We start from the raw sequence: 18,796 nt of genomic DNA, 5'->3' as shown, positions 1-18,796 counted from the left end.
TTTTAAAAGTTATATGAGAACAATAGATAACATTAACGATCTTAACAAGTCTGATTTTTTGTCTATATTTGGTAATGTTTTTGAAAAAACTGAGTCAGTTGCTATGGAAGCTTTTGAGTTAAAACCATTTAAAAACTTTGAAGATATTGTGTTTAAAATGCTTGATATTTATGAAAATTACGAAATGAATAAAATTTTAGAGATTTTAAATGCACATCCTGAGCTTGCTGTAGCAAAAAAAATGACCTCTGAATCTATATCAGAACAAGCCTCTGCAAAATTAAACCAATGTTCTAATGATGAATATGAGGAATTTAAAAAATTAAATGCAGAATATAAAAAAAAGTTTAATTTTCCTTTTATAATTGCCGTAAAAGGAAAAAATAAAAATGAAATTTTGAATAATTTTAGACAAAGAATACAAAGTGATGTAGAAAGTGAATTCCTTGAAGCAAAAAAACAAGTAAAAAAAATCGCAACCTTTCGTTTGAATGAAATAAACAAAAAATGAAAAAATTTATAAGTGCAAAAATGATTAACTTAGCGGATCCAAGAATTGGAACTAAAGTTATATTTAAGACTGACGATTTTTTTGCAGCTGCTCATAGAATATTAAACATCGAAACTCCAGTTTTTAAAGATGGACTATTTGACAAACATGGTAAATGGATGGATGGATGGGAAACAAGGAGAAGAAGATCAAAAGGTTTTGATTATTTAATTTTAAAACTTGGTAAACCTGGAAAGATATTTGATATAGATATTGACACAACACATTTCAATGGAAATCAGCCCACACATGCTTCGTTGGAGGGTTGCTTTAGTAAAACAAAGCCTAATAAGAAAACAAAATGGATTTCTTTACTGAGCAAGAAAAAACTTGGGCCAAGCCGAAACCATAACTTCAAATCAAACAACAAATCTATTTTTAATTATATAAGACTGAACATTTTTCCAGATGGTGGAGTTGCAAGACTAAGACTTTATGGAAAAATTGAAATGGAGAAAAACTTTTTAAATAACAAAACTGTCAACCTTACATCTGTTTTAAATGGCGCTTCAATTATTGGTTGTAATAATGAACATTTCGGCAGAGCTGATAATATCATAGCACCTGGTAAAGGAAAAAATATGGGAGATGGTTGGGAAACAAGAAGAAGTAGAGGAAAAAACTTTGATTGGCTTATAATAAAATTTGGAAAACCAGGATTAATAAAAAAACTAGAGATAGATACCCATCATTTTAAAGGAAACTATCCCGATAGTTGCTCAATTCAAACTGCAAGCATTTCAAAAGATCTGTCCAATAAATCAATTGTCAATAATTCAAAAAATTGGAAGTTTATTTTAAATAAGTCAAAACTGTCAGCTCACAAGAAACATATTTTTAAAAAATTCTTAATTAAGAGAAGTAAGGAAAATTATCTTAGAATAAATATCTATCCAGATGGTGGAATTTCAAGAATAAGGGCATTTGGAAATTTTGTGAGATGAAAATAATAAAAGCAAAAAAAATTACTAAAAAAAATTTTTCTAAATTTGGTCAATTAATAGATACGTCAAAAAAAAATCCTATAAATATTAATGACGGGTATGCAAAAAGATTTGATAATTTGATAAACGTAGATGCATCTAAAAACAAAGGGAAAGCAATTGTTAGTATTTTTAAAGCAAAAAAAAGAAGGTTTCCTATGAAAATTGATATGATGGAAAAACATCCTTTAGGAAGCCAAGCATTTATACCTATGGAAGATACAAAATTTTTAGTGTTTGTAGCACCAAAAGGAGATAAGCCAGATGTAAATAAAATCCAATCCTTTTTAGTCCCAAAACAAACTGGGGTTAATTACAATGCTGGTATTTGGCACTTTCCATTGATTTCTATGAAAAATATGAATTTCCTAATTGTTGATAGAAAAGGAAAAGGAAACAATCTCGTTATTCATAAATTTAAAAAAGATCAAATTATTTTGAAAAAATGAAAAAAAAATACCCAAGAGATTTGGTAGGATATGGTTCACAAAAAGTCAAAGTAAAGTGGCCTGGTAATGCCAAGTTAGCTTTGCAATTTGTGCTTAATTACGAGGAGGGAGCAGAGAATTGTACTCTTCATGGTGATAAAACTTCGGAAATATTTTTATCAGAAATTATAGGAGCAAAACCAATTAAAGGTCGACACTTAAATATGGAATCAATTTATGAATATGGATCAAGAAGAGGATTTTGGAGAATTCACGATCTATTTAATAAAAAGAAAATTCCACTTACTATTTTTGGAGTTGGTATGGCATTGGAAAGAAACAAAGAAGTTTGTTCGGCTATAAAAAAAGCAAATTATGAAGTTGCTAGTCATGGGTGGAGATGGATTGACTATCAAAATGTATCAAAGAAAAAAGAAAAGAATGATATGAAACTTGCAGTCAAATCTATAAAAAAGATTTTTGGTAATCAACCTGCTGGTTGGTACACTGGTAGGTGTAGTGAAAATACTCTAGATTTAGTAATTGATAATGGTAGTTTTTTATACTGTAGCGATACATACAGTGATGATCTTCCTTACTGGATAAAAAAAGGTAATAAAAAACAACTAATGATACCTTATACACTAGACAATAATGATATGAGGTTTGCAACCAATCAAGGATTTAATTCAGGTGAACAATTTTATAATTATTTAAAAGATAGTTTCGATGCCCTTTATGAGGAAGGAAAAACTTCACCAAAGATGATGTCGGTTGGCTTACATTGCAGATTAATTGGAAGACCTGGTAGAATACAGTCTCTTAAAAAATTTTTAAATTATATCACAAAATTTAAGGATATTTGGATCTGTAAAAGAGTAGATATAGCTAAACATTGGATAAAAAATTATAGTTAAAATTTTTATTATTGTTCCGCAGCTATAGAAGTGTAGTGAGCAACCGCTTCTATTTCCTCATCAGTTAGTATACCCTCCATTGCGGGCATTACTCCTATACCGTTTCTAACTGCCATTATAATTCTTTGAATATCAGGTCTAATTTCATTTAAATTTGGACCAACCATTGCGTTAGATCCAGCATCTGAAAGCATATGACATGCTGCACAATTTCCAGCTCCCTGAAAAACTTCTTTTCCTTTATTAAACAATTCATCAGCATTAACGTGGGTTAATGATAAAAATATCAAAAATAATGATGTACCAAAGAAATTTAAAAATAATTTTTTCACATAAATTTGGTATCATAATTAAAAAAATTTAAAAAGGAGAATTATGAAAGCTTATTGGGTTGCAAATTATACTGAAATAAAAGACGACGAAAGACTTAAAAAATATGCCGTTAAAGCTAAAGAAGCGGTTGAAAAATATTCTGGAAAAATAATAGCTAGAAGTGCAAATAATGTTACTTTAGAAGGTAGAGAAATGGTAAGAGTAGCTCTTGCGGAATTTCCAGATATTGAAACAGCAAAAAATTGTTACAATTCAGAGGAGTATGTTGAGGCTAGAAAACATTTAGAAAATAATGCAACTAGAGAACATATAATTTTTGAAGGAATGTAAAAAATTAATTAATAAAATAAAAATGAAAATTTTTGATTGTTTTATGTTTTTTGACGAAGATCAAATTTTAGATCTTAGGCTTAACGTTTTAAATAAATATATAGATTATTTTGTTATTGTAGAAAGTACTTACAATCACAGGGGAGAAAAAAGAAATCTAATATTTAATGAAAAAAAATATAAAAATTTCAGAGACAAAATTATCTACTTAGTCTATGACAAAATACCTGAATCTGTAAAAGAAGTTAAAAAAAAAGACAATAAAAGAACTAAAGATGTTAAATATATAATGAATGCTCTTTATAGAGAAAATTCTCAAAGAAATTTTATTTTAGAGGGCTTAAAAGATGCTGAAGACAATGATATGGTTCTAATCTCTGATGTAGACGAAATTCCAAAATTAAATATTGAGACTTTAAAAAATGTTAAGAATGAAATTTTAATTTTTAAACAAGATATGTTTTATTATAAATTTAATCTTTCTCTGCCTAATTTTAAATGGCCTGGTACAAAAGGGGTTAAAAAGAAAAATTTAATTTCGCCACAATGGCTCAGAAATGTGAAACATAAAAAATACCCTTTTTATAGATTAGATACTTTTTTTTCTAAAAAAAAATATACTAATTTAGAAATAATTGAAGATGGTGGTTGGCACTTTTCTAATATTAAAAGTCCCAAGATGATAGAACATAAACTTAAATCATATTTACATCATAGAGAATTTGATCTTGTTTCACTAACAGAAAAAGAAATACAAAATTTAGTTAATAAAAAACAAGCTATATATGACCTTAGAGTTGATAAAAGAGTAAATAAAGTAGGAAATGGAGTAATATTAGAAAAATTTAATACAGAGAAACTACCAAATTATATTCAAATAAATTTATCCAAATATAAAGAGTGGATGGATTGAATTTAAAAAAATTGCTAGATGAAAATCTTTTTTGAATTTCAATACTGAATTGGTTCTGGATCTATACTTCTCCATAAATACCAAGTTGCAACGGAGCAGTAAGGAGAAAATTTTTTGTTTAGATATTTCACATAACTTTCTGGTGGTAAATATTTTTTATTAAAATTTTTTGAAATAGCTCTTAACAAACCAATATCCTGGATGGGCCAAATATTAGGACGATTATAAGTAAATAACAAAATCATTTCTGCTGACCATCTTCCAATTTGTCTTAATTGAGAAAGATAAATTATGGCATCTTCATCAGACATTTTTGAAATAAGTCTTGGATTAAAATCTTTACTTAATATTTTTTGGGATAAACTTTTTATTCCTTTTACTTTCTGTCTACTTAAGCCGCAACTTTTGAGCTGAATAGTAGACAACTTGCTTACTGTTTTTGGGTTAATTTTATTTTTGCATTTTTTCTTAAATTTTAAAAAAACTGAATTAGCAGCAGCTATACTAATTTGTTGTCCAATTATACTTTTACAGAGAGAGAAAAAAACATCTTTTCTTGAAGTTAGCACTGTTTCTGAGGGGGATTTATATTTTTTAATCAAAGAAGACATAGTTTTGTCTTTTTGAGATAAATATTTTTTTGCTTTATTCCAATATGATGGTGTTTTACTCATGTCGTGAAACAGATAACTTTTTTTTCAAATACATCTCTCTTCTAAATATAATAATAGATGAAACTATAACTAATAAGGCACCTAATAAAGTTTTAGAAGTTGGTATTTCATTCCAAATAAAATATCCAAATATTATTGCAAATACTAATCCAAGATATTTTAAAGGAGAAACTAAACTCACTTCTGAATATTTATAAGATTGTGATAACCATAAATTTGCAAGACCCCCTAATATACCAACCATTGATAACAAAAATAGATCAATTAAACTTGGAAGGATCCATCCCTGATAAAAAGATAAAAAACTTAAAAGCATTATAGAGAATGAAAAGAAAAAACTAATCAACCAAGCAGGCTCAGTTGATGATAATTTTCTTATAGCAATAGCAACGTAAGATAAACCTAAGCAAAAAATTATTGGATAAATATAATATAAATTTAAAGAGCTAAAACCTGGTTCAGTGATGAAGATTATACCCAAAAATCCAACTAAGACCGCTAACCATCGATAAATACCAACTTTTTCTTTTAGTAAAAAAATTGAAAATATTGTTATAAATATTGGTGCTGCAAAAGAAATGCTTACAACTGTTGCTAAAGGTAAATTTCTTAATGCTATAAATATAGAAACCAAAGCAATTAATCCTGCTAAACATCTTTTAAAATGAAGAAAGGGTCTAGTTGTTTTGTAAAAATCTAAATATCTATCTTTAGGAATAAGAAATAAAATTGGAATTATTCCACAAAATCCTCTGAAAAATAATACTTGTCCAACGGGATAATCATCAGACCATTTAACAATTACATCCATAAGTGAAAATGCACATACCGATATGAACATGTAAAAAAAGCCTAATTGATTTTTTGATAGCATATGATTAACTTTAGATTAATTAAGTTAATTATCAATGGAAATAGCAATTTTAGGATTAGGATGTTTTTGGGGACCAGAAATTAAGTTTAGTAAACTTGATGGAGTTATAAAAACAGAAGTAGGTTATTGTGGAGGTTATAATGCTGAAACAAATTACAAAGAAGTATGCACAGGTACAACAAATCATGCAGAAGTAGTAAAACTAGATTTTGATCCTAAAGTAATATCTTACGAGAAAATTCTTGAATATTTTTTTGAAATTCATGATCCAACAACCTTAAATTCTCAAGGACCAGATTTTGGAACTCAATATAGAAGTGAAATATTTTATTTAAATGATCAGCAAAAAATTACTGCTGAAAAAATGATAGAAAAAGAAAACGTCAAATTATCAGGAAAAGTAGTAACAAAAACTTCTTTAGTTAAAAATTATTGCCCAGCTGAAGAGTATCATCAAAGATATTTGGAAAAAAGATAAAATGTCATTAGTTGATACAAGTTGGTTAGAAAATAATATTGATAAAGTAAAAATTATTGATTGCTCATGGCATATGCCTCAAACTCAAAGAAACGGTTTTGAGGAATATACAAAGGAACATATTCCAAATGCTATTTTTTTTGATTTAGATAAAAATTCTAAATTAGATACTGATTTACCACATATGCTTACTGACAGTAAATCTTGGGAAAAAATAATGAACAACATGGGTATAGAAAATAATGATCGAATAGTAGTTTATGATAACTCTGATGTTATTAGCTCTTGTAGATGTTGGTACAATTTAATTTATTATGGACATGATCCTAAACTAGTTCATGTTCTAGATGGTGGATTAAAAAAATGGAAAAAAGAAAATAAATCTACAGATAACAAAAAAGTGATCACTCAAACCTCTAAGTACACATGTAAAGAAAATAAAGAACTTGTTAAAAATAAAAAACAAATAGATGAAAATATTGAAACAAGAAAATTTAATGTTGTTGATGCAAGAAGTAGAGAAAGATTTGAAGGTAAAGTTGCAGAACCAAGGAAAGGTCTTAGAAGTGGTTCTATAAAAAATTCTTTTTGCCTGCCCTTTTCTGAATTAATTAATGAAGACCACACTTTCATTAGTAAAGACAAAATACTTGAAAAGTTTAAGTCATTTAAATTTGACCATGATAAAATCATTGTATTTTCATGTGGTTCTGGGGTAACCGCAAGTGTTTTGGCACTAGCTTATTCTTTAATAAATGCTAAATATATGCCGACCATTTACGATGGCTCTTGGGCCGAATACGGAAAAATTAACTTATGAAAACATCTACCAAAATAACAAGTATAGTAATTATTTTTTTTCTAATAATTGCAACAGTGATTATTGGAAGAACAATGATCGGAAATCATTTCAAAAAAAAATTCAGTAAAAGACCACCTCCTGGAATAATAGTTACTACTACTCAAGAAAGAGTTTTTGAAAATGTTATTAGTACCTATGGGACTGCAACTCCAATTCAAACACAATCATTTAAAATTGAAAAATATGAAATATTAAAACCTATAAAATTTAATCAAAAAGTTAAGAAGGGTGATGTAATTGCTGAGCTTAAAAATCGAAAAGTTATTGCACAATTTGATGGTGTTATTGGAAAAAGAGAATTTTCAGAAGATATAGAGGTTTCAAAATCTTCAATATTAATTAATGTTGAAGATAATAGCTCAATATATTGTGATGTAGATATACCTGAAATTTTTGTACCTTTTATTAAAGTTGGTCTGCCAGTTGATATTAAATTTTCTGGATATAAAAATAAAATTTATAAAGGTGAAGTGGACTCTTTTGCTAGCAGGATAAGTGAAGATACAAGAGCTTTAGCAACAAGAATTAAGATGGACAATTCATCAGGTGAAATATTACCTGGCTCATTTTTAGAAATATCAATTAAATATGATGTAAGAAATGGTTTAAGTGCTCCTGACACTAGTACAATTGTCGAGGGCGAAAATGTTTTTATTTATAAAGTAGATGAAAAAAATAAAGTAATGAAAACAAAGGTAACAATTGGTGATAGATACTTAGGCTTTGTAGAAATATTAGATGGATTAAATAATGGAGATAAAATTGTTGCAGAAGGAACAAAAAAAGTAAGACCAAATTTAACAATCAGACCTATAGAGAAAGGTGCTAAAAAACAGCAAGGAAACTCTAGTTGGGGTAAAAAAGATAAATCAAAAAAAGCTGAAGATAAAAAAGGTAAATTTGATTGGCTGAAAAATATTTTTAAAAAATCAGATAAAGAGAAAAAATAATTAAATGTATATAACTGAAGTTAGTATTAAACGACCTGTTGTAGCTTGGGTCATGTCTTTAATATTAATTATTTTTGGTATTTTTGTCTTTTTAGAATTGCCAGTAAGAGAACTTCCTGATGGTATACAGCCTCCAGTAGTTCAAGTTCAAACCGATTATAAATCTGCTTCAGCTGAAATTGTTGATGAAGAAATAACTCAAAAATTAGAGGATGTAATTGGTGGAGCTGAGGGTATCAAAAATATTGACTCAAGTTCTCTCAATGGAAGAAGTAGGATTAATATTCAATTCAACACAGACATTGATTTGGATGATGCTGCTAATGATATTAGAGAAAGAGTTGCAAGAGTTGTGGATAATTTACCAAGTGAGTCAAACCCTCCTCAAATTTTAAAACAAGCGGCAGGTTTTACAACTACTATGTGGGTAGCATTATCATCTCCTACCTGGGACGATTTAGATCTTGGAGATTATGCTGAAAGATATCTAATAGATGCATTCTCAAGTGTACCAAACGTAGGTCGAATTTTAGTTGGTGGATTGAGAGAGCTTAGTGTTAGAGTTTGGATAGATCCAATAAAATTAGCTGCAAATGATCTTACAATTCAAGAAGTTGAAAGAGCTCTTAGAAATGAGAATATAAATCTTCCAGCTGGAACCTTAGAAGCTAATAACAAAGACTTAACTTTAAACATTGATAAATCCTATTCTAATATTGATACTATTAAACAATTGCCACTTAAGAAAAATAAAGAAAAAGTTATCATTTTATCTGATGTGGCCAATATAGAGTTTGGACCTGTTTCAGAAAAAACTTTATTTAAAGCACAAAGAAAAAATGCAGTAAATTTAAAAACTGTTGGTATTGGTATTTATGCCAAAAGTGGTGCATCTACGGTAGAGCTTTCTAAACAAATAAAAACTAAAATCAAAGAGCTTAACAAATCCTTACCTGATGGATTAAAGTTAGAAATAGCATTTAACAGAGCAACCTATATTGGTGCTGCAATAGAAGAAGTATATAAAAGTTTAGTAATTGCGTTTGTATTAGTTGTTTTAATTATTTATCTTTTTTTAGGTAACCTTAAAGCAGTGATAGTTCCTGCGGTTGCTTTACCAGTTAGTCTTATTGGATCATTTCTGGGGTTATATATTTTTGATCTATCGATTAATATTTTTGTATTACTAAGTTTTATTCTAGCGATTGGTATAATCACTGATGACTCTGTGATAATGACTGATGCGATCTATACTAGAATTGAAAATGGTGAAACACCTTTAGTAGCTGCTTATAAGGGTTCTAAACAAATTACATTTGCAATTATTGCAACAACTTTAATTCTTATAGCAGTATTTTTACCTTTAATTTTTATTAAAGGAATATCAGGAACTTTGTTTAAAGAAACAGCAATAGCCTTATCTTTTTCAATTGTTGTATCTTCTTTTGTGGCATTAACATTATCTCCGATGCTAGGAAGTAAATTTTTAAACAAAAAAGAAAGAATCAATTTCTTTGTAAAAAAATTCAACAATGGATTTAAATCTTTTACAGGATTTTATGTAAACTCCCTTAAATATTGGGTGAATAAACAAAAAACTATTTCAATATTTATAATTTTAATTATTGCTGCTTCAGCTTATTTGTTTAGTTTTTCAAAAAAAGAATTGATACCAATTGAAGATAGGGGTGCTTATTTAATTATTGGGTCAACTGATGAAGGAAGTTCATTTGAATATACTCAAGAAAAAGCTCAAATAATTGAGGGAAGAATATTAAAATTATTACAAGCAGAAGATAGTCCATATGCAAGACTAATAATGAGAGTTCCTGGTTTTGGAAGATCTGCAACGTCTTATAATAGTTTTATAATTATTGCATTACTTGATGAATGGAAAAATAGAGAAAAAAGTAGTCAAATAATATTAAGAGAAGCTATTGGACAAGTGGTTTCTGTACCTGAAACTTTTGCGTTTCCAATTTCTCCACAATCAATAAGAGTATCTAGTTATAATAAGCCTGTTCAAATGGTCATATATGGATCTAGTTACGAAGAATTAGAGGAAATTCAAAATAGTGTCTTAAGAGAATTAAGAAAAAATAGAAACATGTCTAGAATTGAAAGTGATTATACAAAAAATAAACCTGAGGTTAAATTAATCACTAATAAAAATAGAGCAAATGATTTGGGAGTTTCTACAGAAAATATAGGTAGAACTTTAGAAACTCTTTATGGAGGGAAAAGAGTAACAACTTTTAGTAAAGAGGGAAGAGAATACCCAATTATTTTACAGCAATATTTAGCAGACAGAAGAGATAAAGATGGGTTATCAAAAATTTTTGTTAGATCTGAAACAACTGGTAAACTTGTATCTGTTGCAAGTTTAGTTGAATTTAAAGAAAAAGGCACTGCTGAAGCACTTCCAAGATATAATCGTCAAAGAGCTGTTACAATTTCTGCTGCGCTTGCAGAAGATTACACTCTAACAGAAGCAATAAAATACCTTGAAGATGTCATGATTAGAGTTGCTCCTCAAAATCAAATCACTTGGAAAGGAAAATCTGAAGAGTTAAAAGAAACAACAAATGAAATATACTTAATCTTTGCGCTTGCTTTGTTAACTGCTTATTTAGTTATGGCAGCAACATTTAACTCTTTTGTTCATCCATTTATTATTATTTTAACGGTACCATTAGCCGTATTTGGTGGCTTAGTATTTATTTTATTTTTAAATAGTTCAGTAAATATTTTTTCTCAAATAGCTTTAATAATACTCATAGGTATATCCACAAAGAATAGTATTTTGATTGTAGACTACACAAACCAAATAAGAACTACCGGTGTTAAAATCCAGGATGCAATAATTAAAGCTTGCCAACTTAGAATTCGACCAATCATAATGACCTCCCTTAGTACAATGATAGCAATGCTTCCATTGGTTATTGGAAATATTGGCCCAGGTGCAGGTGAAGGCTCTAGATTAGCTGTGGGTTCTACAATTTTAGGAGGTATGATCATTTCAACTTTCTTTACTTTATATGTTACTCCAACAATGTATTTAGCTCTTGCAAAAAATACTAAGCGTATTGATGCAGTTGATATTGAGTTGAAAAAACAGCTAAATTAAAAAATAATATATTTTGAAGTTGATAAAAAATTTTTACATTCTGATAATTGTTGCTTATAAATATTTGATTGCTTCTCAACTCTTTTTGCTAAATTAATTACTTTTTTATTATTTTTATAATTTTTAAAGTTACCCCACCCTTCATGATAAGCAAGATACTGCTTAAAAGCATCTTTTTTTGAAATTTTTAAAATTTTTTCAGTTTTATTGGTATACCAACCAATAAAGTCTACACTGTCTTTAAATCTTGTTCTGACGGCAAGCTTATTCCCAGTTTCTTCTTTATATTGTTTCCAAGTTCCTTTTACAGCCTGTGAATACCCGAAAGAACTTGATGGTCTCTTATAAGGCACTACTTTAAATAATTTTTGTCTAGCAGGTTTTGCTAACCAGTCAAAACTGGATTCCATTTTTATAATTGCAAGCTGTAAATAAATTGGGGTTCCCCATTTTTTTTCAGCTTTTTTTGCATGTTTATACCACATATATCTTTCAGTGAATATAGCACAACTATCTGCTGTATTTTTTGGAACAGACGAGCAACCTGAAATAAAAATTATTAAAATAAATAAATAATTAATTTTTAAAATTTTCATTTTTTTTAAAAAAATAAAATATAATTATAGCTATAATTACACCCGATAGATTTCCAAATAAATCTGAAAATTCAAAACTTCTATTGGGTACAAAGTATTGTAAAACTTCAAGCACAATAGATAAAAATATTAAGTATATACTTAAAATATTGAATTGATTACTTTTTCGGTAAGTTAGAAAACCAATAACTGAAAGCACTATATAGGCGTACAAATGATTTGTTGAAACAATAAAGTTTGCAGTTATTTGAGGCTGGATTTTACAATCATCATAAACATAACAGCCAAGCAAACTACCTGGAAACAAATACAAAACAATTAAAATCAAATTGCATATATAAAAAATAAATTTATATTTCGAAAAATAATTAATCATTAATAATATAGTTTTATTTATCAAATTGATTTAAAAGATAAACAAATGAGTTATTTAATTTTAATAAGACATGGTCAAAGTGTATGGAACCTTAAAAAGAAATTTACTGGATGGGTCGACGTCGATCTAACTGAAGATGGAAAATTAGAGGCAAAAAAAGCTGGTAAATTAATAAAACAAGAAAAAATTGAGATTAATCTGTATTACTCGTCTTTTCAATTAAGAGCTAAAAATACTTTAAAAATTATACAGGAAGAATTACAAGATTTTAAAAAAGTTAAGAATGCCTGGGAATTAAATGAAAGACATTATGGAGCTCTTACAGGATTAAATAAAGATGAAATGAAAGTAAAACTTGGAGAAGAAAAAGTTCATCAATTTAGACGTTCCTGGGATCTTAGACCTGACCCTTTAGATAAAAAAAATCCATTTCATCCGCTAAATATTGAAACTTATAAAGAAATTCCTTTAGAAAATATTCCTAACACTGAGTCACTAAAAGATACATATGAAAGAGTAATAAAATTTTATAGCAAAGAGATAGAATACAAAACAAGTGAAAATATTCTCATTTCTGCACATGGAAACTCCATTAGAGCTCTTTGCAAATATTTGTTTAATTTAAATAACAATGAGATATCTAAACTTGAAATTCCAACAGGAAACCCACTTTTAATAGAATTAGAAAACAGCAAAATTTCTAATTGCAAATATCTTGATCAAGAAAGAGCTAAAGATCTTTTAGTTTTTTAAAAATATCCAGATCAGTTAAATGATAAAAATCTTTTTGGCTTTCATAACCAAATAATTTTTTTTGATCTAATAAATTATTCCAAATTTCTAAAATTGAGTAATTTTCTATTTTCTCTTTAATAAATAATTTTTTGTTAATTATTTGACATCCAATGAAAATAAATTCTTTATCAGCTTCTTTGTTAATTAATTTATTTTTTAAATTAAAATCTCCTTTTAACTTTTTATCAAAACTAAATTTTTTATTTACTAAAAGAAGAATGTTTTCTAATTTTTCAGAAAAATACATTTTTTCCATTTTTAATATCTCATCTTTATAGTCATTACTCCAGATTGTATCTGGATTAAAAATCATAAAATCCTTTTCATTAGAGTCTTTAATCATATTTTGAATACCTCCTCCTGTATCTAAAATATGCTCACCATCCTCAATTATTTTGATATCAATATTAAAATTTTTACTGTTTAAAAACACTGAAAATTGATCTTTTAAATAAAAAGTATTTATTAAGATTTTTTGAATACCAAGTTTTTTGATTAAATTAATACATCTCTCCAGCATACTTACGTCTTTAATCTCTAATAAGGGTTTAGGAGTATTTAAAGTAATTGGGTTTAATCTCTTACCAAAACCTGCACATAAAATTAAAGCTGTATTTATTCTCACTACTCTACCTTATAAATTTTGGAAAATTATTTTTTAATAGCAACATCAAATTATTGAATTCATTTTGCTTTTTAATTCTATAATTAATCAATTCCCAGGCGTAAGGAATTAATTTAAGATATTTTTTTTTATTATCTCTAACAGCTAAACGCATAAATATACCAATTATTTTTAAATTCCGTAAAACAGATAAAATTTCAAAATCTTTTTTAAATTTTTTTAAATCAATTTTTTGATTTGTTTTGACATAAAACTTAAATACTTTATCTTTTAATTCATTGGGTGTTTTTAATCTTACGTCGTCAATTAAGGATGCTAAATCGTAAGCTCTATTGCCAATTAGTGCATCTTGACTATCTATTACTGCAATTTTTTTATTGTGATACATAAAATTTGAAACATGAAAATCTCTATGAACAAATGTATCATTTTTGTAATTTAATTTTGACAATAAATTTTTTACCTCTGATTTAAATTTCTTTTTAAATTTAATATTTTTAAATTTAGATAATTTCTTTGGTGCATACCAGTCACAAAAAAGTTTAGTTTCATCAAACAAAATTTTGTTATTATATTCTTGAACTTTATATAATTTGTTTTTAAAATTTTTTACTTTTTTATCTTTTATTAATTGTATTTTATTTAAAATTTTTATTATCTTTTTAAAAATGACATATTTATTATTCTTTTTTTTTTTTAAAATTTGAAACAAAGTTTGATCTCCAAAGTCATTTATTTCTATATAATTATTAATGTAATTTTCACTTAATAGAATTGGTGATAAAATTTTATTTTTAATTAAAATTTTATTTATCGCATCGTAAATTAAAAGATTTTTTAACTTTTCTTTCTTAGATACTACAATAATGGATTTATTTTTTTTGTTTCTATAAAATTCTCTAAAAGATGCGTCCCCTTTTATTTTTTTCAATTTTGCTAAGCTTTTCATCAAAATAAGTTTTAATTTAAACTTTTATATCTACAGTTCTATCATTTAATTGATTTAAATAATTAAATGATAAAGTTATAAATTTTATATCTTGTTTATCAGCAATCAATTGTGGCCATTCTATAAATGTTATTAATTTATTATCTTTTTCAAAAATATCTAAATTATTGATATCTTCTTTCCTATTAATTCTAAATAAATCATAATGTTTTATTCTTATATCTTTCACCTGATACTCATTTAATAAACTAAAAGTAGGGCTTGTAATTTCTGTTTGTGTCAAATTATTTATTTTTTGATACTCATTTATAAAATATTTAATAAAGGTTGTTTTACCAACACCCATCTCTCCATATAAAAAAATAAACTCACCACCTTTAAGATGTTTTACAAATGCTTTAGCTAATTCTTTAGTTAACTTCTCTGAAGTGATATCGATTGTGCTATCTTTAATAGCGATAGGCATCTGGTTTGAAAGGACCTTCTGTTCCAACGCTTATATAATCCGCTTGTTCTTTTGATAATTTTGTTAGTTTTGCCCCAACCTTTTTTAAATGCAGAGTTGCTACTTTTTCATCTAAATGTTTTGGAAGCACGTAAACTTTATTCTCATAATTTTTATGATTATGCCATAGTTCTATTTGAGCAATTACTTGATTAGTAAATGATGCACTCATTACAAAACTTGGATGTCCTGTTGCACAACCAAGATTAACTAATCTTCCTTCAGCTAAAAGAATAATTCTTTTACCACTTGGCAGCTCTATTTCATGCACTTGAGGTTTTACTTCAGTCCACTTATAATTTCTAAGAGCTTCAACTTGTATTTCATTATCAAAGTGACCAATATTACATAAAATTGCTCTATCTTTCATATCTCTCATATGATCTGCGGTAACAATGTCTTTGTTACCTGTTGCTGTTACAACAATATCAGCTCTACTTATAGCCTCCTCCATTAATACCACTTCATAACCTTCCATTGCAGCTTGGAGAGCGCAAATTGGATCTGCTTCTGTAACTAAAACTCTAGCTCCACTTTGTCTTAAAGATGCAGCACTTCCTTTTCCAACGTCTCCAAAACCAGCAACAATTGCAATTTTTCCAGACATCATTACATCAGTAGCTCTTCTTATTCCGTCAACTAAGCTTTCTCTGCATCCATATAAATTATCAAATTTTGATTTTGTGACAGAGTCATTCACGTTTATTGCTGGAACTAAAAGCGAATTATCTTTTTCCATTTTATTTAGTGCTTTAATTCCAGTGGTAGTCTCCTCTGAAACACCCTTAATATCTTTCATTAAATCCTGATATTCGTTGTGCATGATAGCTGTTAAATCACCACCGTCATCTAATAACATGTTAGGCTTCCAGTCAGGTTTTCCAACTATAGTTTGTTTAATGCACCATAAATATTCCTCTTCAGTTTCACCTTTCCAGGCATAAACAGGGATTCCAACCTTAGCAATTGCAGCAGCTGCATGATCTTGAGTTGAAAAAATATTACATGAAGACCATCTTACTTCAGCACCTAATGCAACTAAAGTTTCTATTAATACAGCAGTTTGAATTGTCATATGAAGACATCCTATAATCCTTGCACCCTTTAATGGTTTTTCTTTAGAATACTCCTCTCTTAAAGCCATTAAACCAGGCATTTCACTTTCTGCTATTGAAATTTCTTTCCTACCAAAATTCGCTTGAGATATGTCTTTTACTTTATAATCTTCCATGGCAAGCTTTATACATATAGGATTTTATTTATCAACATAAGATTAAACATTGGGAAATCTTATCTCAATCATAGCTCCTTCTTTATCAATACGATTAGATGCTACAATTTCACCATCGTGTAATTCAACCAAATTCTTAACTATATTTAAACCTAAACCTGAATGTTCTCCAAATTTTTCAGGTCTATTACTATAAAATCTTTTAAATATTCTTGATGTGTCTTTTTCTTTAAATCCTTGTCCTTCATCAATAATTTTGATTGATATTTGATTTTTTTCATTCGTAGAAACATCAACAAAAACATTAGCACCGTCTTTACTAAATGATATTGAATTATCTAATAAATTTGCAATAATTTGTTCAATTCTGTTTTCTATACCATTTATTAAATATTTATCTTTTCCATCATTTTTATATTCAATTTTAATTCCTTTTTTCACTTGATGAATGTTATTATAATCATCAACAACTGATTGAATGATAGGTTCAATATCAATTTTTTTCATTTTTTCTTTACTTAAAGCAACTTCATCCTTTAACATTTGTGAATAATCAGTAATTAATCTTTCTATTCTTTGTACATCATGACTAAGTATATTTAATAATCTATTTCTTTGTTCGCTATCATTTGTGTCTTGTAAAATTTCTGATGCACTTTTTAAAGATGCTAGTGGATTTCTTATCTCATGAACCAAATCTGTAGAAAAATTTTCTGCATGCGTAACTCTATTTTGAAGCTCATTAGTCATATCCTCTAAAGAATTTGATAAAAGTCCCAATTCATCATTTCTTTTTTTAAGATTTTCAATACCTGTTTTGGCTTGACTTTTTTCTTTAATGCGAATTGTATATCCAACGAGATTTTGTATAGGTTTAATAAAATATCTGCTTAACACAAAAGAAAAAATTAATATTACAAATCCTACAGATATAGCTGTTCTTATTACAAATGCTTTTCTCTCATCTATCGCTGTCTTTATTTCATTAGCATTTTCTGTAATAGCTACATAACCAACATTAATCTCATTCTTTGTAACATTCTTAATAGTTGTTACATTAAATTGATTAAAATCTTCTTGAATAAATGTGTAAGTAGCCCCTAAATTTTCAGAACTAGAATAATTTTTTAATATATCTTTGAATGAAACAGATTTTTTTTCGTCAATTTTTATATTTTTTTCCTCAATAGTTTTTTCTATTTCCTCATTATCTAAACTTTCAAATTCAATTTTATCAAGTCGTGTAGAGAATGATCTTGGATCAAGATCTAAAGTATCAGTGTCTCCAATAAGGTTAAGTTGATCATCAAAAAATATTACTCTATCTAAATTTTGGAAAATAAACCTTGTAGAAAATAAAAATCTTCTAATATCATCAGATTGGAATTTTACATCTAGCCTTAAAATATTATCAATTGTGTTGTTAATAATGTTTGAGTGATTTTGAGATTTTTTTTTTATTAAACTTGGCTGAATATTATTTAGATATACGAATGTAAATAGTCCAATAATTGTAAAAATAACAAAATTTATAAATAAAAATTTCTTTAATATAGAAAGAGTTTTTAAGTATTTACTAAACATTAGCTAACATTCCATCTATATCCACTACCATACCTAGTTTCAATAGCTGAAAAATCAGGATCTACTTTTTTAAATTTTTTTCTAATTCGTTTTACATGACTATCAATAGTTCTATCCTCAATATCTGTGTCCTCTCGATAAGCTATATCCATAAGCTGAGCTCTTTCTTTAATTATACCAGGTCTCTTTGCTAATTCTTTAACTATTAAAAACTCAGTTGTTGTCAATTTATCAGGCAACGGTTTTCCATTCCATTCACACTCGAGTTGTGATGGATGTAATTTTAATCTTCCATGAGATATCAGGTTTTTATTTTCCTCTAAAATATTATTTGAATCTTTTTTTCTTAACTGCACTCTAATTCGTTCAATTAGAACTTTTATGGAAAAACCTCCTGATTTTTTTACAAAATCATCCGCACCCAGCTTTAGACCTAACAACTCATCAATTTCATCATCTTTAGATGTTAAAAAAATTACTGGTAAGGAAGTTTTTTTTCGAAGTTTTTTTAGTAATTCTTCTCCATCCATCTTGGGCATCTTTATATCTATGACTGCTAAATCAGGTGGCATTCTGGTCAAACCGATTAATGCACTTTCACCATCAATGTATGTTTGAACTTTAAAACCCTCTTTTTCCAATGCGATACTCAAACTTGTTAAAATATTTCTATCATCATCAATTAAAGCTATTGTTTGTTTTTGCATAAAGTAGTT

Annotated in this window: 22 protein-coding genes; 11 read left to right on the top strand and 11 right to left on the bottom strand. The window is 27.5% G+C overall.

Annotated elements, in window-relative coordinates; translation table 11 throughout:
- The first annotated feature begins 13 nt into the window (after window positions 1-13).
- From uraD to puuE, 4 genes are read left to right on the top strand one after another with little or no spacing between them, the layout of a single operon-like run.
- The gene (uraD, locus tag DT059_RS03650) at window positions 14-511 is read left to right on the top strand and encodes a 2-oxo-4-hydroxy-4-carboxy-5-ureidoimidazoline decarboxylase (RefSeq protein WP_145596859.1); all 498 of its coding nucleotides are present in this window, start codon (window positions 14-16) and stop codon (window positions 509-511) included.
- On the top strand, window positions 508-1,494 hold the full coding sequence (gene alc / locus DT059_RS03645) for an allantoicase (protein WP_145596857.1): 987 nt from the start codon (window positions 508-510) through the stop codon (window positions 1,492-1,494). Before uraD ends, alc begins: the two co-directional genes overlap by 4 nt.
- Window positions 1,491-1,982, top strand: coding sequence for an ureidoglycolate lyase (locus tag DT059_RS03640; RefSeq protein ID WP_145596855.1), 492 nt, complete (start codon window positions 1,491-1,493; stop codon window positions 1,980-1,982). The genes alc and DT059_RS03640 overlap by 4 nt, the downstream gene beginning before the upstream one ends.
- Window positions 1,979-2,878 carry an allantoinase PuuE gene (puuE, locus tag DT059_RS03635; protein WP_145596854.1) on the top strand — a complete coding sequence of 300 codons (900 nt, stop codon included), beginning with the start codon at window positions 1,979-1,981 and terminating at the stop codon, window positions 2,876-2,878. Before DT059_RS03640 ends, puuE begins: the two co-directional genes overlap by 4 nt.
- An 8-nt stretch (window positions 2,879-2,886) precedes the next feature.
- On the opposite strand, the gene DT059_RS03630 is transcribed toward puuE, so the two are convergent.
- Window positions 2,887-3,210 (bottom strand): c-type cytochrome, encoded by a 324-nt coding sequence (locus DT059_RS03630; protein WP_205713263.1) that lies wholly within the window; start codon window positions 3,208-3,210, stop codon window positions 2,887-2,889.
- A 43-nt stretch (window positions 3,211-3,253) separates the two neighbouring features.
- On the opposite strand from DT059_RS03630, the gene DT059_RS03625 reads away from it, so the two are divergent.
- A complete protein-coding gene (locus tag DT059_RS03625) occupies window positions 3,254-3,541 on the top strand; it encodes a DUF1330 domain-containing protein (protein WP_023854706.1) in 288 nt (95 codons plus the stop codon).
- Window positions 3,542-3,563: 22 nt separating this feature from the next.
- Window positions 3,564-4,454: a hypothetical protein gene (locus DT059_RS03620; protein WP_145596850.1), complete on the top strand. Its 891-nt coding sequence runs from the start codon at window positions 3,564-3,566 to the stop codon at window positions 4,452-4,454.
- A 38-nt stretch (window positions 4,455-4,492) separates the two neighbouring features.
- On the opposite strand, the gene DT059_RS03615 is transcribed toward DT059_RS03620, so the two are convergent.
- Window positions 4,493-5,128 carry a DNA-3-methyladenine glycosylase family protein gene (locus tag DT059_RS03615; protein ID WP_145596847.1) on the bottom strand — a complete coding sequence of 212 codons (636 nt, stop codon included), beginning with the start codon at window positions 5,126-5,128 and terminating at the stop codon, window positions 4,493-4,495.
- The gene (locus tag DT059_RS03610) at window positions 5,121-6,002 is read right to left on the bottom strand and encodes a DMT family transporter (RefSeq protein WP_145596845.1); all 882 of its coding nucleotides are present in this window, start codon (window positions 6,000-6,002) and stop codon (window positions 5,121-5,123) included. Before DT059_RS03610 ends, DT059_RS03615 begins: the two co-directional genes overlap by 8 nt.
- 34 nt (window positions 6,003-6,036) lie before the next feature.
- On the opposite strand from DT059_RS03610, the gene msrA reads away from it, so the two are divergent.
- From msrA to DT059_RS03590, 4 genes are read left to right on the top strand one after another with little or no spacing between them, the layout of a single operon-like run.
- A complete protein-coding gene (msrA, locus tag DT059_RS03605) occupies window positions 6,037-6,480 on the top strand; it encodes a peptide-methionine (S)-S-oxide reductase MsrA (protein WP_145596843.1) in 444 nt (147 codons plus the stop codon).
- Between the two features lies 1 nt (window position 6,481).
- Window positions 6,482-7,300, top strand: a complete 819-nt coding sequence (locus DT059_RS03600; protein WP_145596841.1) for a sulfurtransferase — start codon at window positions 6,482-6,484, stop codon at window positions 7,298-7,300.
- Window positions 7,297-8,292, top strand: a complete 996-nt coding sequence (locus DT059_RS03595) for an efflux RND transporter periplasmic adaptor subunit (protein ID WP_145596839.1) — start codon at window positions 7,297-7,299, stop codon at window positions 8,290-8,292. The genes DT059_RS03600 and DT059_RS03595 overlap by 4 nt, the downstream gene beginning before the upstream one ends.
- Window positions 8,293-8,296: 4 nt before the next feature.
- Window positions 8,297-11,419 carry an efflux RND transporter permease subunit gene (locus DT059_RS03590; protein WP_145596837.1) on the top strand — a complete coding sequence of 1,041 codons (3,123 nt, stop codon included), beginning with the start codon at window positions 8,297-8,299 and terminating at the stop codon, window positions 11,417-11,419.
- Here the strand turns inward: DT059_RS03590 and DT059_RS03585 are convergent.
- Both DT059_RS03585 and DT059_RS03580 read right to left on the bottom strand, forming a co-directional pair.
- Window positions 11,416-12,015 (bottom strand): transglycosylase SLT domain-containing protein, encoded by a 600-nt coding sequence (locus tag DT059_RS03585; protein ID WP_145596835.1) that lies wholly within the window; start codon window positions 12,013-12,015, stop codon window positions 11,416-11,418. The two genes, DT059_RS03590 and DT059_RS03585, sit on opposite strands and share 4 nt — an antisense overlap.
- The gene (locus DT059_RS03580) at window positions 11,996-12,391 is read right to left on the bottom strand and encodes a VanZ family protein (RefSeq protein ID WP_145596833.1); all 396 of its coding nucleotides are present in this window, start codon (window positions 12,389-12,391) and stop codon (window positions 11,996-11,998) included. Before DT059_RS03580 ends, DT059_RS03585 begins: the two co-directional genes overlap by 20 nt.
- 45 nt (window positions 12,392-12,436) lie before the next feature.
- Here DT059_RS03580 and DT059_RS03575 point away from each other — a divergent pair, with 45 nt between their 5' ends.
- A complete protein-coding gene (locus DT059_RS03575) occupies window positions 12,437-13,144 on the top strand; it encodes a 2,3-bisphosphoglycerate-dependent phosphoglycerate mutase (protein ID WP_145596831.1) in 708 nt (235 codons plus the stop codon).
- Here DT059_RS03575 and DT059_RS03570 read toward each other — a convergent pair.
- From DT059_RS03570 to DT059_RS03545, 6 genes are read right to left on the bottom strand one after another with little or no spacing between them, the layout of a single operon-like run.
- Window positions 13,122-13,811, bottom strand: a complete 690-nt coding sequence (locus DT059_RS03570) for a sugar phosphate nucleotidyltransferase (protein ID WP_145596829.1) — start codon at window positions 13,809-13,811, stop codon at window positions 13,122-13,124. The genes DT059_RS03575 and DT059_RS03570 overlap by 23 nt on opposite strands.
- Window positions 13,812-13,815: 4 nt before the next feature.
- Entirely contained in the window at window positions 13,816-14,760 is a 945-nt protein-coding gene (locus DT059_RS03565; RefSeq protein WP_240704625.1) for a phosphotransferase, read from the bottom strand.
- A 16-nt stretch (window positions 14,761-14,776) separates the two neighbouring features.
- Window positions 14,777-15,226, bottom strand: a complete 450-nt coding sequence (tsaE, locus tag DT059_RS03560) for a tRNA (adenosine(37)-N6)-threonylcarbamoyltransferase complex ATPase subunit type 1 TsaE (protein WP_145596826.1) — start codon at window positions 15,224-15,226, stop codon at window positions 14,777-14,779.
- Entirely contained in the window at window positions 15,210-16,496 is a 1,287-nt protein-coding gene (gene ahcY, locus DT059_RS03555; protein ID WP_145596824.1) for an adenosylhomocysteinase, read from the bottom strand. Before ahcY ends, tsaE begins: the two co-directional genes overlap by 17 nt.
- 42 nt (window positions 16,497-16,538) lie before the next feature.
- On the bottom strand, window positions 16,539-18,080 hold the full coding sequence (locus DT059_RS03550; protein ID WP_145596822.1) for a sensor histidine kinase: 1,542 nt from the start codon (window positions 18,078-18,080) through the stop codon (window positions 16,539-16,541).
- The gene (locus DT059_RS03545) at window positions 18,080-18,787 is read right to left on the bottom strand and encodes a response regulator transcription factor (RefSeq protein ID WP_145596820.1); all 708 of its coding nucleotides are present in this window, start codon (window positions 18,785-18,787) and stop codon (window positions 18,080-18,082) included. Before DT059_RS03545 ends, DT059_RS03550 begins: the two co-directional genes overlap by 1 nt.
- Between the last annotated feature and the right edge of the window lie 9 nt (window positions 18,788-18,796).

Source organism: Candidatus Pelagibacter sp. FZCC0015 (assembly GCF_007833635.1).
Classification (GTDB): domain Bacteria; phylum Pseudomonadota; class Alphaproteobacteria; order Pelagibacterales; family Pelagibacteraceae; genus Pelagibacter.
This window is presented reverse-complemented; position numbering and strand designations above follow the sequence as displayed.

Coding starts and splice junctions, on each gene's coding strand:
- uraD (WP_145596859.1), top strand. CDS start 14: ATGAGAACAATAGATAACATTAACGATCTTAACAAGTCTGATTTTTTG.
- alc (WP_145596857.1), top strand. CDS start 508: ATGAAAAAATTTATAAGTGCAAAAATGATTAACTTAGCGGATCCAAGA.
- DT059_RS03640 (WP_145596855.1), top strand. CDS start 1,491: ATGAAAATAATAAAAGCAAAAAAAATTACTAAAAAAAATTTTTCTAAA.
- puuE (WP_145596854.1), top strand. CDS start 1,979: ATGAAAAAAAAATACCCAAGAGATTTGGTAGGATATGGTTCACAAAAA.
- DT059_RS03625 (WP_023854706.1), top strand. CDS start 3,254: ATGAAAGCTTATTGGGTTGCAAATTATACTGAAATAAAAGACGACGAA.
- DT059_RS03620 (WP_145596850.1), top strand. CDS start 3,564: ATGAAAATTTTTGATTGTTTTATGTTTTTTGACGAAGATCAAATTTTA.
- DT059_RS03615 (WP_145596847.1), bottom strand. CDS start 5,128: ATGAGTAAAACACCATCATATTGGAATAAAGCAAAAAAATATTTATCT.
- DT059_RS03610 (WP_145596845.1), bottom strand. CDS start 6,002: ATGCTATCAAAAAATCAATTAGGCTTTTTTTACATGTTCATATCGGTA.
- msrA (WP_145596843.1), top strand. CDS start 6,037: ATGGAAATAGCAATTTTAGGATTAGGATGTTTTTGGGGACCAGAAATT.
- DT059_RS03600 (WP_145596841.1), top strand. CDS start 6,482: ATGTCATTAGTTGATACAAGTTGGTTAGAAAATAATATTGATAAAGTA.
- DT059_RS03595 (WP_145596839.1), top strand. CDS start 7,297: ATGAAAACATCTACCAAAATAACAAGTATAGTAATTATTTTTTTTCTA.
- DT059_RS03590 (WP_145596837.1), top strand. CDS start 8,297: ATGTATATAACTGAAGTTAGTATTAAACGACCTGTTGTAGCTTGGGTC.
- DT059_RS03585 (WP_145596835.1), bottom strand. CDS start 12,015: ATGAAAATTTTAAAAATTAATTATTTATTTATTTTAATAATTTTTATT.
- DT059_RS03580 (WP_145596833.1), bottom strand. CDS start 12,391: ATGATTAATTATTTTTCGAAATATAAATTTATTTTTTATATATGCAAT.
- DT059_RS03575 (WP_145596831.1), top strand. CDS start 12,437: ATGAGTTATTTAATTTTAATAAGACATGGTCAAAGTGTATGGAACCTT.
- DT059_RS03565 (WP_240704625.1), bottom strand. CDS start 14,760: ATGAAAAGCTTAGCAAAATTGAAAAAAATAAAAGGGGACGCATCTTTT.
- tsaE (WP_145596826.1), bottom strand. CDS start 15,226: ATGCCTATCGCTATTAAAGATAGCACAATCGATATCACTTCAGAGAAG.
- ahcY (WP_145596824.1), bottom strand. CDS start 16,496: ATGGAAGATTATAAAGTAAAAGACATATCTCAAGCGAATTTTGGTAGG.
- DT059_RS03550 (WP_145596822.1), bottom strand. CDS start 18,080: ATGTTTAGTAAATACTTAAAAACTCTTTCTATATTAAAGAAATTTTTA.
- DT059_RS03545 (WP_145596820.1), bottom strand. CDS start 18,787: ATGCAAAAACAAACAATAGCTTTAATTGATGATGATAGAAATATTTTA.